This is a genomic window from Vibrio sp. UCD-FRSSP16_30 (assembly GCF_001676025.1).
Taxonomy (GTDB): Bacteria; Pseudomonadota; Gammaproteobacteria; order Enterobacterales; family Vibrionaceae; genus Vibrio.
This window is the reverse complement of sequence record NZ_LZFW01000006.1, coordinates 24,018-38,584: the sequence shown is the minus strand read 5'-3', so window position 1 is coordinate 38,584 and position 14,567 is coordinate 24,018. Positions and strand designations below refer to the sequence as shown.

At 42.0% G+C, this 14,567-nt stretch carries 12 protein-coding genes and 7 tRNA genes; 16 read left to right on the top strand and 3 right to left on the bottom strand.

Annotated features, from left to right (window positions below):
- Positions 1-75: 75 nt before the first annotated feature.
- A complete protein-coding gene (locus A9260_RS04925; protein ID WP_068696779.1) occupies positions 76-726 on the top strand; it encodes a TetR/AcrR family transcriptional regulator in 651 nt (216 codons plus the stop codon).
- 64 nt (positions 727-790) lie between these two features.
- On the opposite strand, the gene asd is transcribed toward A9260_RS04925, so the two are convergent.
- Both asd and rsgA read right to left on the bottom strand, forming a co-directional pair.
- Positions 791-1,648 carry an archaetidylserine decarboxylase gene (gene asd / locus A9260_RS04920; protein WP_068696880.1) on the bottom strand — a complete coding sequence of 286 codons (858 nt, stop codon included), beginning with the start codon at positions 1,646-1,648 and terminating at the stop codon, positions 791-793.
- A 70-nt stretch (positions 1,649-1,718) separates the two neighbouring features.
- Positions 1,719-2,774: a small ribosomal subunit biogenesis GTPase RsgA gene (gene rsgA, locus A9260_RS04915; RefSeq protein ID WP_068696777.1), complete on the bottom strand. Its 1,056-nt coding sequence runs from the start codon at positions 2,772-2,774 to the stop codon at positions 1,719-1,721.
- A 169-nt stretch (positions 2,775-2,943) separates the two neighbouring features.
- Between rsgA and orn the strand changes: the two genes are divergently transcribed.
- The 8 genes from orn (at position 2,944) to A9260_RS04875 (ending at position 4,603) form a co-directional block, all read left to right on the top strand.
- The gene (orn, locus tag A9260_RS04910; RefSeq protein WP_068696775.1) at positions 2,944-3,489 is read left to right on the top strand and encodes an oligoribonuclease; all 546 of its coding nucleotides are present in this window, start codon (positions 2,944-2,946) and stop codon (positions 3,487-3,489) included.
- Positions 3,490-3,601: 112 nt separating this feature from the next.
- Positions 3,602-3,677: transfer RNA gene (locus tag A9260_RS04905), tRNA-Gly, on the top strand.
- 55 nt (positions 3,678-3,732) lie between these two features.
- Positions 3,733-3,809 (top strand) — tRNA-Met (locus A9260_RS04900).
- A 37-nt stretch (positions 3,810-3,846) separates the two neighbouring features.
- Positions 3,847-3,922 (top strand) — tRNA-Gly (locus A9260_RS04895).
- Positions 3,923-3,977: 55 nt separating this feature from the next.
- Positions 3,978-4,054: transfer RNA gene (locus A9260_RS04890), tRNA-Met, on the top strand.
- A 37-nt stretch (positions 4,055-4,091) separates the two neighbouring features.
- Positions 4,092-4,167: transfer RNA gene (locus A9260_RS04885), tRNA-Gly, on the top strand.
- 166 nt (positions 4,168-4,333) lie between these two features.
- Positions 4,334-4,410: transfer RNA gene (locus A9260_RS04880), tRNA-Met, on the top strand.
- 116 nt (positions 4,411-4,526) lie between these two features.
- Positions 4,527-4,603: transfer RNA gene (locus A9260_RS04875), tRNA-Met, on the top strand.
- 596 nt (positions 4,604-5,199) lie between these two features.
- Here the strand turns inward: A9260_RS04875 and queG are convergent.
- Positions 5,200-6,312, bottom strand: coding sequence for a tRNA epoxyqueuosine(34) reductase QueG (gene queG / locus A9260_RS04870; protein WP_068696773.1), 1,113 nt, complete (start codon positions 6,310-6,312; stop codon positions 5,200-5,202).
- 197 nt (positions 6,313-6,509) lie between these two features.
- Between queG and tsaE the strand changes: the two genes are divergently transcribed.
- The 7 genes from tsaE (at position 6,510) to hflK (ending at position 14,566) form a co-directional block, all read left to right on the top strand.
- Entirely contained in the window at positions 6,510-6,974 is a 465-nt protein-coding gene (gene tsaE / locus A9260_RS04865; RefSeq protein ID WP_068696771.1) for a tRNA (adenosine(37)-N6)-threonylcarbamoyltransferase complex ATPase subunit type 1 TsaE, read from the top strand.
- Positions 6,971-8,647: an N-acetylmuramoyl-L-alanine amidase gene (locus A9260_RS04860; RefSeq protein WP_068696769.1), complete on the top strand. Its 1,677-nt coding sequence runs from the start codon at positions 6,971-6,973 to the stop codon at positions 8,645-8,647. The genes tsaE and A9260_RS04860 overlap by 4 nt, the downstream gene beginning before the upstream one ends.
- Complete coding sequence (mutL, locus tag A9260_RS04855) at positions 8,644-10,644, top strand: DNA mismatch repair endonuclease MutL (RefSeq protein ID WP_068696767.1); 2,001 nt, start codon at positions 8,644-8,646, stop codon at positions 10,642-10,644. The genes A9260_RS04860 and mutL overlap by 4 nt, the downstream gene beginning before the upstream one ends.
- Complete coding sequence (gene miaA / locus A9260_RS04850; protein WP_068696765.1) at positions 10,637-11,569, top strand: tRNA (adenosine(37)-N6)-dimethylallyltransferase MiaA; 933 nt, start codon at positions 10,637-10,639, stop codon at positions 11,567-11,569. The genes mutL and miaA overlap by 8 nt, the downstream gene beginning before the upstream one ends.
- A gap of 161 nt (positions 11,570-11,730) precedes the next feature.
- A complete protein-coding gene (hfq, locus tag A9260_RS04845) occupies positions 11,731-11,982 on the top strand; it encodes an RNA chaperone Hfq (protein WP_068696763.1) in 252 nt (83 codons plus the stop codon).
- 49 nt (positions 11,983-12,031) lie between these two features.
- Positions 12,032-13,321 (top strand): ribosome rescue GTPase HflX, encoded by a 1,290-nt coding sequence (hflX, locus tag A9260_RS04840; protein WP_068696761.1) that lies wholly within the window; start codon positions 12,032-12,034, stop codon positions 13,319-13,321.
- A gap of 45 nt (positions 13,322-13,366) precedes the next feature.
- Positions 13,367-14,566: an FtsH protease activity modulator HflK gene (gene hflK, locus A9260_RS04835; RefSeq protein WP_068696759.1), complete on the top strand. Its 1,200-nt coding sequence runs from the start codon at positions 13,367-13,369 to the stop codon at positions 14,564-14,566.
- Position 14,567 lies beyond the last annotated feature (1 nt).

Sequence of the window (14,567 nt, the reverse complement as noted above, 5' to 3'; positions counted from 1 at the left end):
GTTAAGAGTGAGAATGCTGAGTATAGCAAAACTATTTTGATCAATTAACAATGACCTAAGGTATTGAGTCATCAAATGAAAACAAAGCAAAGAATAGTGAAAGGTGCGCTTGAGTTATTTAACTTACACGGTGAGCGCAATATCACGACTAATCATATCTCAGAATACTTAGGGATTAGTCCGGGCAATCTATATTACCATTACTCGAATAAACAAGAGATCATTCGAGCCATCTTCGAGGACTATACCGCAGAGTTACTTGATAGATTTCGTCCTTATGAAAGTGAAGATGAAAGCCTTGTATTATTGAAGCATTACGTCAATTCCACTTTCTCTTTAATGTGGAAATATCGTTTTTTCTACGCCAATCTCGCTGATATTGTCAGCCGAGATGCACAACTTCATAGTGCTTATTCAAAGGTTCAGGAAAAACTGAGAGTCAATTTAGTCGCAATAGTCGAATCTTTCTCTACTCTTGAGCTGATTTCTGTTGAGCCTCAAGATATGCCTCGTTTGGTGACTAATTTGCACTTTGTGGCAACGGGGTGGCTAGGCTATCAATCTGCAATGAATGCAACTCATAAAGTCACAGAGTCAATGATTATGCAGGGAATGTTGCAGATATTGGCGATGGTAAAACCGGTGGCGACCAAAACAGGAAAAGAGCAATTGTTATTGCTAGAGCAGGGGCTTGAAATGACCTATGCCGTAGATGGAAGCAAATAGAAAGGAAATAAAAAAGGAGCTTTCGCTCCTTTTTTTGTCTAACCAATGGCTTATCTCACTAAGATTAAAGCTTGCGAGCGTAAGCGGTACCTAAGCGAGTAGTGGCTTCTAATTGCATACTAGAATCAAACTCGATAGCACCTTTAGGGAACAGGTTAATCACTGTTGAGCCAAGCTTAAAGCGGCCCATTTCTTCCCCTTTCTTAATCTGAATGGCTTTTTCACCGTCAGCTGGATAATCCCAACGATAAACAGTATTGCCGCGTGGCGGTGTTACTGTGCCAGCCCAAGTAAGCTCAATGCTACCCACAATGGTTGCACCCACTAGTACTTGCGCCATTGGACCAAATTCAGTGTCAAAAATACACACAACGCGTTCATTGCGTGCAAATAGATTTTCTACGTTTTCTGCGGTTAACGGATTAACTGAGAAAAGGTCACCCGGAACATAGATCATCTGTCTTAGTGTTCCATCACACGGCATGTGCACTCGGTGATAGTCACTTGGCGAAAGGTATAGCGTAGCAAAACTGCCATCAGTAAAGGCTTCTGCAAGGCTTAGATCACCACCAAGCAGTTGGCGTGCTGAGTAGTCATGCTTCTTCGCTTGAATTAATTTACCATCTTCGATTGGACCGAATTGGCTTACACACGCATCAGCTGGATGGGTGATAATTGATTCATCTTCAACGACAGGTCTAATACCAGGTTTCAGTTCACGAACAAAAAACTCATTAAAGGTTTTGAAGTGAGCAGGATCTGAATGTAGTGCTTCGTCCATGTTAATTTTGTATTGCTTGATGAAGCCGCGAATAATCGACGTAGTAAATCCGCCCAGTTTCGCAGAAGCAAGTTTTCCAACCAAGCGTGTAAGGCCGTGTTGTGGCATCCAGTATTGGGCGCCGACTTTGATTTTATCAATCACAATAAGGTCCATTATTCCTAAATTGGGGCAGAATGTTACTTAAACTGTTGCAGTTTGTCTAAATAAACTACTGATCCAATTTCTTGTTTTTTGAATACTGACGGTTAGCTTTATTTTCCACCATACTTTCAATAATTCTTGTATAGTTTTCAAAGCGATTTGGATGTATTTTGCCATCACTAATAGCCTGCTGTAATGCACAGCCTGGATCGTCGGCATGCTTACAATCTCGGAACTTACATAGCCCCAAAAATTCTCTAAACTCGACAAAAGCCGTAGTCACTTCATCGGGTTCAAGGTGCCACAGGCCAAATTCACGCACTCCAGGAGAGTCGATAAGATCGCCGCCAGCAGGGAAGTGATACAGTCTTGCCGCTGTTGTAGTGTGCTGACCAAGACCAGAATTTTCTGATATCACGCCTTCTTCTACATCAAGTTCAGGCATCAATGCGTTAACTAAGCTCGACTTGCCCACACCAGATTGACCAACAAAGATATTAATCTTACCTGCCAGTTCATCTTCAAGAGCGCTGATACCTTCACCTGATTCTTTACTGACCAATAAAACTTTATAACCAATATCACTATAAATTTTTAATTGGACTTCAAGAGTGGCAAGTTGCTCTTTAGTGGTTAAATCGATTTTATTTAGCACCAATAGCGGAGCAATGCTTAGCGTTTCAGAGGCGACTAAATAGCGATCAATGATAGATAGAGATAACTCAGGAAGCACTGATGATACGATAACCATCTGATCAACATTTGCTGCTACCGGCTTTAAACCATCGTAATAGTCAGGTCTTGTGAGCATGGATGTTCTTGGCTCTACCGCTTCGACAACGCCAGAGATCCCAGCCATAGACTCAAGTCCTATACGCCAAAGCACACGGTCACCAGAGACTAAGCTTTCAATACCACGACGTAGATTACAGCGGTGAATGTCTCCTGTCTCAGTGTCTTCAATATCGGCATGTTGGCCAAATCGAGTGATCACTAAGCCTTTTTTGGTTTCACCAAGCATTTGCTCGTCCCATTGGACAGCGTTGTCTTGTTGTAATCGCTTCTTTTGATTACCGCGAACACGACGTACTTGTCCTTTGGTTAGCTTTTTCTTCTTAGCCATGTATTCTTATGTGTCCAGTTGGCTTTCTATAATTGAAGAGTATGATATACCTAATCGCTATCAAGATGCGAGATTAAGCGATATCTGCTGTAAATTATGCAATTCAAAGATTTGAACTTTATAAGCATAACGGAAGTTTCCTTCACCATAATAATAGGCAATGTAATCCATGGCGTTTAACGATAACAATTTAATCTGGGTCGATCTTGAAATGACAGGATTGGATCCTGAAGTACATAAAGTGATTGAGATAGCGTCTATCGTGACCGATAGCGAGTTAAATATTTTGGCAGAAGGGCCAGTTATCGCAATTCATCAATCTGATGCTGAGTTAGCAATAATGGATGATTGGTGCACTAATACTCACACCAATAGCGGATTAGTTAAACGTGTAAAAGACAGTGCTATAGATGAAAATCAAGCTGTAGCACTTACCATTGAGTTTTTAGAAAAGTGGGTTCCCAAAGGTGTGTCACCGATTTGTGGTAACAGCATTGGTCAAGATCGACGTTTCTTATACAAGCATATGCCTGAGTTAGAACAATACTTCCATTATCGTTATGTTGACGTCAGTACTCTAAAAGAGCTTACTCGCCGCTGGAAACCAGAAGTTTTAGATGGGTTTTCAAAGCAAGGTGTCCACCTAGCGCTCGACGATATTAGAGAATCGATTGCTGAACTTCGTTATTACCGAAAAACAATCATGTCAATCTGATGCTTTTTTGTTCGTTTAGGGCGAAAGAATAAAAAAATAAAAATTAAGGCTTGCATCACAAAAATAACCTCTTATAATTCGCACCCCTAAACGGATTAAATACGTTTATGAAGCGACACTAGCTCAGTTGGTAGAGCGCAACCTTGCCAAGGTTGAGGTCACGAGTTCGAACCTCGTGTGTCGCTCCAACTTCTCTTTYAGAGATTAAAAGTYTTCATCGTACTTAACGTTGACACAATCGGACGCGGGGTGGAGCAGTTTGGTAGCTCGTCGGGCTCATAACCCGAAGGTCGTTGGTTCAAATCCAGCCCCCGCAACCATATTTCAAAGGTGTGATAAATTCATGCTTTACGGAATGCGACACTAGCTCAGTTGGTAGAGCGCAACCTTGCCAAGGTTGAGGTCACGAGTTCGAACCTCGTGTGTCGCTCCAACTTCTCTTTCAGAGATTAAAAGTCTTCATCGTACTTAACGTTGACACAATCGGACGCGGGGTGGAGCAGTTTGGTAGCTCGTCGGGCTCATAACCCGAAGGTCGTTGGTTCAAATCCAGCCCCCGCAACCACATTTCAAAGGTGTGATAATTCATGCTTTTATGGAATGCGACACTAGCTCAGTTGGTAGAGCGCAACCTTGCCAAGGTTGAGGTCACGAGTTCGAACCTCGTGTGTCGCTCCAATCTCTTTGAGAAAGATTGAATGTACTACTAACTCAGTTGGTAGAGCGTAACCTTGCCAAGGTTGAGGTCACGCTTATGTTCAAGGGAAAGCGAACCTCGTGTGTCGCTCCAATCTATTTTTAGAGATTAAAAGTCTTCATCGTACTTAACGGTGACACAATCGGACGCGGGGTGGAGCAGTTTGGTAGCTCGTCGGGCTCATAACCCGAAGGTCGTTGGTTCAAATCCAGCCCCCGCAACCACATTTTAAAGGTGTGATAATTTCATGCTTTAGGGAATGCGAACTTAGCGTATCGCTCCCATCTCTTTCGAGATAATAAGTTGTCATTGTACTTAACAATGAAAGATACAATACGGACGCGGGGTGGAGCAGTTTGGTAGCTCGTCGGGCTCATAACCCGAAGGTCGTCGGTTCAAATCCGGCCCCCGCAACCAATTTCCTTAACTAAGATACTTTATTAATTTATCTTGTTATTGAAATAATCACTCCTAATTCAATTCTAAGTTAACTCTTTTTCTTATAGTTTATTTTCTATTTAGTTTCTTTTATTAAACTCTAGCTATTCCAGTAGTTAATCACTCCAATTCAGAATTAATACACAGACTTACCCACAAAGCCAAATCTGTGGATAAGTTGGTTGATAAATATATTTCTTAGATATTTTTAAAGATCTTATGTCAAGATCTATTTGATTTTTAATAATGAATGGCATGCTGGTATATAGGTTAAGCTATTGAAATATAATAGTTAATTCGAATTATCATTGATCTTCCATACATAGTCTCTCGATCTTAAATACGACTTTATTTGATCTTTATCATATTTCGTGCCTGTGTTTAACTTTAGTCACAGCTCAAATTCTTCTAATTTTGTTTTCTTTTTCCACACTGGTAGTCTACTTGCTACATTAAGCTGATTTTAAGTCTAATAATGCATTGAACGGAGGGAATAAAGCGAAGTTGATGGAGAATTATTCTAAGCGGGATGAATATCCAATTCCTTTTGGAGTTCACGGTTTGGTTTTTATTGATTAAGCATCTCTTGGCAACCCTTTTTGGACAATCCTAATCAATCGTTGCTGTTTGTTAGATAAGGTATGACTTTGATCTGTGAGTCGCTTAATTGCATAGTTAATGTGATGGTCGAGTACATCATTAATTCCAAGCTTACTTTGTAGTGCTTCAATCGTCTCTGCGGCATAAAAGCCATTTCCCATCGCAATTGATAAATTACGCAGCCATTGTTGATGGCCTATACGACGTATTGCTGAACCTTCAAAGTTTTTCAGAAACTCCTGCTCTGTCCAAGAGAATAGAGTCATTAAATTACTATTTTCGATACTTTCTCTTCGATGAAAGTCTGTTTGCTCGGTGACACTAGCATGTCGATTGAATGGGCAGACTAATTGACAGTCATCACAGCCATAAATCCGATTTCCCATTGCGTCACACAGCTCATCATCAATAATGCCATCATATTCAATGGTTAAATAAGAAATGCATTTGCGTGCGTCTATCACGCCATCTTCAACAATGGCGCCGGTAGGACAGCTGGTAATACAAGAACGGCATTTACCACACTGATTCTCGATGGGCTTATCAATAGGTAATGGCAAGCCAATAAGGAGTTCACCAAGGAAGAACCAAGAGCCAGTATCATCATTGAGTAATAAAGAGTGCTTACCTGTCCAACCAAGCCCTGCTTTATCGGCTAAAGGGCGCTCTAATACTGGAGCGGAGTCCACAAAGGGGCGATAGTTTAAATCCCCTAATTCTTGTTCAATTTTCTGAGCTAAGTTTTTTAGCTTATTTCGCATCAGTTTATGGTAATCACGACCTAATGCGTATCGACTAATATAAGCTTCTGTTGGATCCGAAAGGTTACTGGCAAAACGAGCTTCTGGAGGAAGGTAATCTAAACGAACGCTGATCACCCTTAGTGTCCCAGGGTGTAATTGATCGGGATGCAAGCGTTTATCTGCATTACGCTCCATCCATTCCATATTGCCGTTGTAGCCCTGTTCCAGCCATTTATTTAAGCCATCTTCACATGCAGATAAATCGAGATCGGTAATACCGACTTTTTGAAAGCCAAGTTCGTTGCCCCATAGCTTAATTTGTTCTGCTAATTGCTGAAGATCCATAACACTGTCAATTGAAGGAAGATGGTACTATTTTAGCGAATAAAAGCGCTGATAGATAACCTCGTCACACTTTCTCTTTGCTTATGGAAGAAAAATATAGGTCATCGCCTATCAAAAATGCAGGTTTACTCGACAAAACGCTCTGAGTAGAGATAATTAGGTCATAACTTATAAAATCAAATTAAGACGAACCTTTTATGACCCAGAAGCATTTCTCTCTCAAGGATGAGCACGATACCGTAAAGTTAGGGGCAAGACTGTCAGCCTTATGCTCTGAGCAAACCACGATTTATTTACATGGCGATTTAGGTGCAGGAAAAACAACCTTTAGTCGTGGGTTTATTCAATCGATGGGTCATACGGGAAATGTAAAAAGTCCAACTTACACCTTAGTTGAACCTTATGATTTGCAGCAGTGGCAGGTTTATCACTTTGACCTTTATCGTCTGGCTGACCCTGAAGAATTAGAGTTTATGGGTATTCGAGACTACTTTACCCCTGATGCCATTTGTCTTGTCGAATGGCCGGAGAGAGGTACAGGGCTTTTACCAGCAGCCGATCTTGAAATAGATATTCGCTATGAAGGTGAAGGACGCATCGCAACTGTTATAGCAAACAGTGACAATGGATTAACACTGATGAAAAATCTGGAGCTAAATTGATCAAGAATTCAGTATGGGCGTTTACGTTGCTCTTTATTTCTTCTTTGTTTGTGAGTGTGCAAGCTAATGAAATAAAAGATATCCGTATCTCTACGACCAGCAAAGATACCAGAGCTGTGATCGATCTTACGCATGCTGCTGAGTACAGTTTCTTTACCTTAGGTAGCCCTGAACGGGTAGTTGTTGATATTAAAAACAGCTCAAACAGTGCCAAACTGCCTAAGTCAGTGACCAAAAGCCCTATTTTATCTAAGGTTCGTGAAAGTTCACCACCGAGTAAAAATACCGTTCGCTTGGTTTTTGAATTAAAAGGTAAAGCTTCCCCTAATCTCTTTAAGCTTGGTCCGGGTAAAGGCAATGGGCATAGATTGGTGGTTGATATTCCTTTTGCTAAAACAAAGGTAGCCAGTAAGCCACAAGCTAAACCTGTCGTTGTCAGTAGTAGCAGTGTGCCACATCGAAAAGACGTGCTTATTGTGATTGACCCAGGCCATGGCGGTAAAGATCCGGGCTCTATCGGGCCTAGTCGTAAATATGAGAAGTTTGCGACTTTAAATATTGCTAAAAAATTGGCAGCACAGTTAAACGCGATTCCAGGAATAAGAACTCAGCTGACGCGAACTGGTGATTACTTTGTGCATTTAGACCAACGTGTCGCGATTGCCGATAAACAAAAAGCACATCTATTTATATCAATTCATGCTGATGCATTTACCTCACCACGCCCGAGAGGCGCATCGGTATTTTTCTTAAATGATCGTCGCCGAAATACAGAAATATCTCGTTGGGTCGAAAACCAAGAACGCCAATCTAGAAAGTTGGGTGGTACATCGACGGTGACTCGCGCAGATAAGAACGTGAACCAAACCTTACTTGATTTGCAGTTTACTCACTCTAAGCGTGAAGGTGAGAAACTCGCGACAGAAATACTGGGTGAGCTTAAAAAAGTGGCACGTTTGCACAAAAGCAAACCTAGTGAAGCAAGCCTTGCGGTATTACGTTCTCCACAAATCCCGTCAGTGTTAGTTGAGACAGGTTTTATTTCTAATCCGACCGAAGAGAAATTACTGTTCCAACGTTCTTATCAAGACAAGTTAGCGACAGCGTTAAGCCGTGCGGTTGTGACCTATCTGAAGAACAGCCCACCAGAAGGGACTAGCTTTGATAAATCAGTTAGTCATCAGCATGGTGTTTATGTCGTTCAACGTGGTGATTTCCTTTCTAAAATTGCCCAAAATCATGGCATTTCAGTTAGTGCTCTTAAAGCGGCGAACAAACTCAAGAGTGATACGGTCAAGGTTGGACAGAAATTAACGATTCCTGGTGCGGCAGTGGTTTCGAGCACTTTAAATTCTGTAGAAACAAAATCGGTTACTCATACTGTAAGATCTGGTGAGTACCTAGGTAAAATTGCCAGTCAGTATAAGGTTTCGGTCGCATCAATTAAGCGTGAGAATAATCTCAAGTCGAATACGGTACATGTTGGCAAAAAACTAAAGATAACCGTTGCGGTGAAAGATGCTCCGATTCGTAAGCACAAAGTTCAACGCGGTGAGTTCTTAGGTAAAATTGCATCAAAATATGCGGTATCAGTAAGTAGTATTCGCAGTGCGAATAAGCTCCGCTCTGATTCTCTTGCCATTGGGCAAGTGCTAATTATTCCAAATCGATGAGTGAAATAAAAATACTGCCAGCAAGACTGGCAAACCAAATAGCAGCAGGAGAGGTGGTTGAAAGACCCGCTTCTGTTGTGAAAGAGTTGGTTGAAAATAGTATTGATGCTGGCGCAACTCGTATCGATATCGATATCGAAAAAGGCGGCAGTAAGCTGATTCGTATTCGTGATAATGGCAAGGGCATTATTAAGGATGAATTGCAGTTAGCGTTAAGCCGACATGCGACCTCAAAAATTACCACACTTGATGATCTTGAAGCGATTATGAGTCTTGGCTTTCGCGGTGAAGCGTTGGCTAGTATTAGCTCCGTTTCTCGTTTAACGATGACCTCACGCACCGCAACACAAGAGCAAGCATGGTCTGCCTATTCTGAAGGGCGAGATATGCAGGTAAAACTGCAACCGGCGGCTCACCCTGTAGGAACTTCGGTTGAGGTTTTAGATCTCTTTTTTAATACTCCAGCAAGACGCAAGTTCTTACGTACCGAAAAAACAGAATTTACCCACATTGAAGAACTATTAAAGCGAATTGCATTGAGCTGCTTTGATGTCACTTTAAATCTTCGACATAACGGTAAGTTAGTTAAGCAATATCGCGCGGCAAAAACAGAGCGCCAAGTTGAACAACGTATTCAATCGGTATGCGGTAAGAATTTTGCCGAGAATATGTTAAAGGTCGAATTACAGCATCAAGATTTAAAGCTTTATGGCTGGATAACGACGCCTGATGGCGCACGCTCACAAGGTGATTTGCAGTATTGTTATGTGAATGGCCGAATGATGCGCGATAAGCTGATTAATCATGCTATTCGTCAAAGCTATGAGCTTACCTTAAGATCTGACCAATATGCTGCGTATGTGCTGTTTATTGAAATAGACGCTCATCAAGTGGATGTGAATGTTCATCCTGCTAAGCATGAAGTTCGTTTTCATCAAGCGCGTTTGGTGCATGATTTTATCTATCAAGCTTTAGTGGATGCTTTAGGGCAGTCACAGCAGATGATGCCACAACAAAGACGAGAAAGTGCTTTTGCTACGTCTCATCCAACGGCTGAAAGTGAGCCGAAAACTCCGACGTCAGCAGAGCAAAGCAATGTAGCCCTGCGTGATGTTTCGGCTTCACAGCGACAAACTCAGGCAATAGAACATACGCCGCAATATCCAAATAAAGCTCAAGCTCAGGATAAGCCTTCATCTTCAGCATCAAGCTCAGGACAAAGACAAGGACCTAGAGCCGAGAAGTCACAAGTTTCTGAGCGAGAAGTCGAGGTTTACCAACAGTTGATGACAGCTGCGCCGTCTTCTATTTCTGCCTCGGAAGAAAGCTCTCGAACACAAGTTAAGCCAACGTCAGTTAAGACAGCGCCAGCACAAACGATGCCAGTGCAATCTATGCCAGCACAACCTATGTCAGTGCAAACGGCGCAGACTCAGCCAATTACTCAATTAGGTAAAGCGCTAACTGTGGTTGAAGGGCGTTGTTTATTAATTAATAGCAATGCAGGTTGTGCATTGCTTTCGTTATCAAGAGCAGAAATCTTGAAGCTACGTGGTCAGTTATCGGTTGATCTCAGGCAGTTGATTAAACAGCCATTATTAATTCCACTGGCTTTAAGAGTCAGTAGTGATGATATTTCTCAGCTTCAACAAATTCAGCCGATGCTAGAGCGTTTTGCCATTGAACTGATGTTTAAAGGCGGTTCAAAAGTAATGGTTATGGCTGTGCCTCAACCATTGCGCCAACATAATTTACAACAACTTTTTTCGCAATTATTGGCGCTATTAAATAGTGGTCAATCAATGTCATTTGAAGAGCTGAGCCTGTGGCTTGCATCTCAGGTTGCGGAGAAAGATAAGGTCTACACTTTATCTGAAGCTATTCAGTTACTTTCAGATTTAGAAGGGGTTTCCACTTCGGGTCTAGATTTGAAAGATGACAAATTTATCCAATTAGTGGATTTTTCCACACCAATTAAAGCGCTATTACATGAATGATAAATTGCCTTTGGCCATATTTTTAATGGGCCCAACGGCCTCTGGTAAAACTGAACTTGCGATTCGACTGCGTCGTCGTTTTCCTATTGAATTGATTAGTGTCGATTCTGCCCTTGTGTATAAGGGGATGAATATTGGTACAGCCAAACCGTCAGCAGAAGAGCAAGCCGCTGCGCCTCACCGTTTGATTGATATCATTGACCCAAGCCAATCATACTCAGCGGCGGATTTTCGTCGTGATGCATTACTGCTAATGGATGAGATTACTTCGCAAGGTAAGATCCCGATGTTAGTGGGCGGTACTATGCTGTATTACAAGGCATTGCTAGAAGGGCTTTCTCCTTTGCCGGGTGCTAATCCAGAGATTCGTGCTCAGATAGAACAAGAAGCTCAAGAAAAAGGCTGGCAAGCTCTGCATGATGAGCTTAGATCTATCGATTCTGTGGCGGCGGAGCGCATTCATCCTAATGATCCGCAACGATTATCTCGAGCTTTAGAGGTATTTCGTATTACAGGAAAGTCTTTAACTGAATTAACTCAGCAAAAGGGCGATCCTATCCCTTATGATGTGAAACAGTTTGCCATTGCGCCACAAGAACGCTCAGAACTGCATCGTAGAATTGAACTTCGCTATGAGAATATGGTTGCAGATGGTTTTGAGGATGAAGTGAGAGCATTGCATCAACGTACTGATTTAAATGCAGATCTTCCTTCTATTCGTTGTGTAGGGTATCGTCAAATGTGGGGGTACCTTGAAGGTGAATATAGCTTTGATGAAGCGATATTTAAGGGCGTATGCGCCACAAGGCAACTGGCTAAGCGTCAAATTACTTGGCTTCGTAGCTGGGAAAACTTAACTTGGCTTGATAGTCTAAATATCGATCAAGGTGTAGAAACTATAGCGAATGTCATAGCATCTAATTGAATTTGCTGTGTATAATATGATCGTTTTGCATAGGCAATACCTCTACATGGAATGTAGTGTTTTTGAGGTATTGTTCGATTTAGCTAGGATGCGCAAGCAGTACAACTTTTCTACTGTCACTTGCTAAATAATTACAACAACATACTAATAAGGAAAATAACATGGCAAAGGGGCAATCTTTACAAGACCCGTTTTTAAACGCACTGCGTCGTGAGCGAGTGCCGGTTTCTATCTACCTAGTCAATGGCATCAAACTTCAAGGACAGATTGAGTCTTTTGATCAATTTGTTATCCTTCTTAAAAATACCGTGAATCAAATGGTATACAAGCATGCTATTTCGACTGTGGTTCCTGCTCGTGCAATAGCTCATCACAGTGGCGCAGATCGCGCTCAAGAGAAATCTGAAGACTAATTGAAAAAGTTATTTAATCATCAAAATATTTGTGTAAGGAGCTTATCGCTTGTTTGACCGGTATGAATCAGGTGAACAGGCGATACTTGTTCATATTAATTTTACACAAGAAGGGGAGTGGGAAGACCTAGCAGAATTTGAAATGTTAGTGTCTTCTGCAGGTGTTAACAACTTGCAAACGGTGACGGGTAGTCGTCAAACTCCTCATGCTAAGTACTATGTGGGTGAGGGTAAGGCTCAAGAGATTGCTGAAATGGTTCGGCAGTTTGAAGCCGAAATCGTTATCTTCAATCATTCCCTTTCCCCTGCTCAAGAAAGAAACCTCGAACAATTATGTGAATGCCGAGTTTTAGACCGTACAGGTTTAATTTTGGATATTTTTGCACAAAGGGCTAGAACCCACGAGGGTAAACTGCAAGTTGAGTTGGCACAATTGCGCCATATTTCCACCCGATTGATTCGTGGTTGGACTCACTTGGAGAGACAAAAAGGCGGTATTGGTTTAAGAGGGCCGGGTGAAACTCAGCTTGAAACTGACCGTCGTTTACTTAGAGACCGAATCAAAGCGATTTTACGTCGTTTGGATAAGGTTGCTAAGCAGCGTGAACAAGGCCGCAGGGCTAGAAAGCGTGCTGAGATCCCTACTGTCTCTTTAGTTGGTTATACCAACGCAGGCAAATCCACGTTGTTCAATAAGATTACAGAAGCAAGTGTCTATGCTGCTGACCAATTATTTGCGACCTTGGACCCAACTCTACGCAAAATAGAGCTAGATGATGTGGGTTTAGCCATCTTAGCTGATACTGTTGGCTTTATTCGTCATCTTCCGCATGATTTAGTGGCTGCTTTTAAAGCAACTTTGCAGGAAACCCAAGAAGCTGACATTTTGTTACATGTTATAGATGCGAGTGATGAGCGTTTCAGGGAGAATGTGCAGGCTGTCGATATCGTCTTAGAAGAAATCGATGCACATGAAATTCCAGTTTTGCTCGTTATGAACAAAATAGACAATATGGAACAGCAATCTCCTCGTATTGAATATAATGAAGAGGGGATCCCGACCACCGTATGGGTTTCTGCGATGGAAGGGCTAGGGTTAGACCTACTGTTTCAAGCGTTGACTGAACGTTTAGCCAGTCAAATGGTCGAATATAGCCTGAGTATTCCTCCCTTATATCAGGGGCGTTTACGCGGTGTATTCTTCAACATGAAATCTATTCAACAAGAAGCTTATGATTCAGAAGGCAACTTGTTGATTGATATTCGAATGCAGCAAGCCGATTGGGCTAGGCTGCAAAAGAGGGAAGAGGCGCAGTTGGACGACTTTATAGTCGGTTAAAAGACTGTTACTTTATAACGTCATATCTAGTGATGGAGTTTTCTAATGGCGTGGAACGAGCCTGGAAATAACAACGGAAATAATGGCCACGATAATGACCCTTGGGGCAATAAAGATCGTGGCAAGCAACAATCAGGTGGTCGCAATCAAGGACCACCAGATTTAGACGAAGTTTTTAATAAACTGAGTCAAAAGCTGGGTGGTAAATTTGGCAAGCGTAGCGGTGGCTCATCTTCTAAAGGTGGCGGCGCTATTGGTTTTGGACTTATCGCTGTAGTGGCTATCGTCATTTGGGTTGCTTCCGGTTTCTATACCGTAGGTGAAGCAGAGCGTGGGGTCGTCCTTCGTCTAGGTAAATACGATCGCATCGTTGATCCTGGTCTAAACTGGCGTCCACGTTTTATTGATGAAGTAACAACTGTGAACGTTGAAGCAATTCGTGCGCTACAAGCTTCTGGCTTAATGCTAACGAAAGACGAAAACGTTGTGACTGTTGGTATGGGTGTTCAATACCGAGTGTCTGATCCGTACAAATACTTGTACCGTGTGACTAACGCTGATGACAGTTTACGTCAAGCGACGGATTCTGCACTTCGTGCAGTAATTGGTGATTCATTGATGGATAGTATCCTGACTAGTGGTCGTCAACAAATTCGTCAAAGCACTCAAGAAACTCTAAATAACATCATTGATGGCTATGATATGGGTATTTTGATTGTCGACGTCAACTTCCAATCTGCTCGTCCACCAGAGCAAGTTAAAGACTCATTTGATGACGCTATCGCAGCACGAGAAGATGAAGAACGTTTCATTCGTGAAGCTGAAGCTTATAAAAACGAAATTTTGCCTAAGGCAACAGGTCGTGCAGAGCGTCTGAAGAAAGAAGCTCTTGGTTACAGTGAGCGCATTGTAAATGAAGCGTTTGGTCAAGTAGCTCAGTTTGAGAAATTGCTACCTGAATATCAAGCGGCTCCAGAAGTGACTCGTAACCGTATGTATTTAGATACAATGGAAGAAGTGTATTCGAATACATCAAAAGTGCTGATTGATTCTGAATCAAGCGGCAACCTACTTTACTTACCAATTGATAAGTTAGCAGGTCAAGACAGCTCAGCCACTAAACGTGCAAGTAAATCGTCTTCAACTTACGATAAAATAGAGCTAGATGCAGATAAAGCAGCGAAAACATCGACACCCGCTGCCAACTCTCATCCAACGACAACGACTCGTCAAGGGAGATACTAGA

Coding starts and splice junctions, on each gene's coding strand:
- hflK (WP_068696759.1), top strand. CDS start 13,367: ATGGCGTGGAACGAGCCTGGAAATAACAACGGAAATAATGGCCACGAT.
- tsaE (WP_068696771.1), top strand. CDS start 6,510: ATGACCCAGAAGCATTTCTCTCTCAAGGATGAGCACGATACCGTAAAG.
- rsgA (WP_068696777.1), bottom strand. CDS start 2,774: ATGGCTAAGAAGAAAAAGCTAACCAAAGGACAAGTACGTCGTGTTCGC.
- queG (WP_068696773.1), bottom strand. CDS start 6,312: ATGGATCTTCAGCAATTAGCAGAACAAATTAAGCTATGGGGCAACGAA.
- miaA (WP_068696765.1), top strand. CDS start 10,637: ATGAATGATAAATTGCCTTTGGCCATATTTTTAATGGGCCCAACGGCC.
- A9260_RS04925 (WP_068696779.1), top strand. CDS start 76: ATGAAAACAAAGCAAAGAATAGTGAAAGGTGCGCTTGAGTTATTTAAC.
- mutL (WP_068696767.1), top strand. CDS start 8,644: ATGAGTGAAATAAAAATACTGCCAGCAAGACTGGCAAACCAAATAGCA.
- hfq (WP_068696763.1), top strand. CDS start 11,731: ATGGCAAAGGGGCAATCTTTACAAGACCCGTTTTTAAACGCACTGCGT.
- orn (WP_068696775.1), top strand. CDS start 2,944: ATGGCGTTTAACGATAACAATTTAATCTGGGTCGATCTTGAAATGACA.